This window comes from Psychrobacter sp. ANT_WB68 (assembly GCF_008369115.1).
Lineage (GTDB): Bacteria > Pseudomonadota > Gammaproteobacteria > Pseudomonadales > Moraxellaceae > Psychrobacter.
Window position 1 is genome coordinate 1 of record NZ_VOAZ01000009.1, and the last position, 1563, is coordinate 1563.

Annotated in this window: 1 protein-coding gene; it reads left to right on the forward strand. The window is 40.4% G+C overall.

Annotated elements, in window-relative coordinates; all coding sequences use genetic code 11:
* Window positions 1-386 precede the first annotated feature (386 nt).
* Window positions 387-1445: a TRAP transporter substrate-binding protein gene (locus FQ084_RS13155; RefSeq protein ID WP_149491076.1), complete on the forward strand. Its 1059-nt coding sequence runs from the start codon at window positions 387-389 to the stop codon at window positions 1443-1445.
* Window positions 1446-1563 lie beyond the last annotated feature (118 nt).

The following is a 1563-nucleotide window of genomic DNA, read 5'->3' on the forward strand; positions in this document are numbered from 1 at the left end:
GTGAAACATCATTGCGCCAATGGTAGTGTGGCTCCGGCCATGTGAGAGTAGGTCATCGTCAGCTCTCTATTCTTAAAGCTAAACCCCCTTGCACTTTGTGTAAGGGGGTTTTCTTTGTCTGCGGATTAAGGGAAGGCTGGGTTTAAATTTATTTGATAAAATGCGTAAATGATTTTTTCTTTAAAAAGGGCTGTTTCTTAGATTAAATATATTTTTCTTGTCCATCTAAAATGATTTGACTTATATCATTATAGCTGCTAATTTTAAAGAGTGTTTAAACTTTAGTTAATTAAAAGTACATGTGAAGCTTATAAGAATTTTGGCACTATATTGCATTTATCAGTGTAAGTTCACACCCTATCCATGATTATCAAAAGGAATTGATAATGAAGTTAGCTCCTCTTTTTTCAATAGGTGCCTTGGCGGCTATTAGCCTTTTAGGTTGTTCTAATCAAGCTTCTGATAGCACTGATGCTTCCGCAACCACTTCTCAAGAGACAACAACATTACGCTTTTCACATTTTTGGCCAGCAACTTCTTCTATTAGTACAGAGGTCTTTGAGCCTTGGGCTAAACAAATAGAAGCAGATTCTGACGGCCGCCTGAAAGTAGAATTGTACCCCTCAGCAGGTCTTGCTAAAGCAGATGTTACTTATGAATCTGCCGCCAAAGGTACCATAGATATTGGGTCACAAGCACACGGTTATACTAGTGGACGCTTTCCTTTAACTCAGATTACCGAGCTTCCAGGTTTATCAAACTCAGCGACTCAAATGGGCTGCATGCTCCAAACTCTATATGAAGATGGTACTTTAGCCAGCGAATACCAAGATTCACATCTGTTATTTATGTATGGCGCTGGACCGGGTTCGTTGCATACGACTAACAAGCTGATTCGTACGCCTGAAGATATGAAGGGTATGCGTATCCGTCGTCCTTCTGCGGTTGCTGGTGACATTATTGAAAGTGCGGGTGCCTCACCAGTAGGGTTGCCTGCCAATGATATGTACACCTCTTTACAACGCGGTGTTGTTGATGGCTTAAGTTTTCCTTGGGAAGCTGTCACTGCCTTTAAAATCGATGAAATTACCAAATACCATACCAATATTCCTTTTTATAGCTCGGCGCTTATGGTCACTATGAATAAAGATAAGTATGAAAGCTTACCTGACGATTTAAAAAAGGTATTGGATAAAAACTCAGGTATGGCACTTGCCAATAAGGTTGGTGAAGTATTTGATAAGCATGATGATATGGCAATAAAAGCGGCTAGGGACAAAGGTGATGAAATTGTTGAAATCCCTGATCCATTGAATGATCCTAATTGGAAAGGACCTCTTGAAAAAGGCACCAAAAAATATCTTGCTGATGTTACTGCTCTGGGCTTAGACGCAAATGGTGTTTATGCCAAAGCCAAAGCCGCCAGTGCAGCCTGTAAGGTCTAACCTAAAGGAGTGGTCACATGGCGTTTTTAGTCAAACTTAGCACCCTTATCTCAAGGTTTTGTCAGCTTATTGGTGGTATCAGTCTTATCATTATTGTACTGGCCACCATGCTAGATGT

What these genes read in the sequence shown, in the direction of transcription:
- FQ084_RS13155 (WP_149491076.1), top strand. Translation starts at nt 387, where the DNA reads ATGAAGTTAGCTCCTCTTTTTTCAATAGGTGCCTTGGCGGCTATTAGC.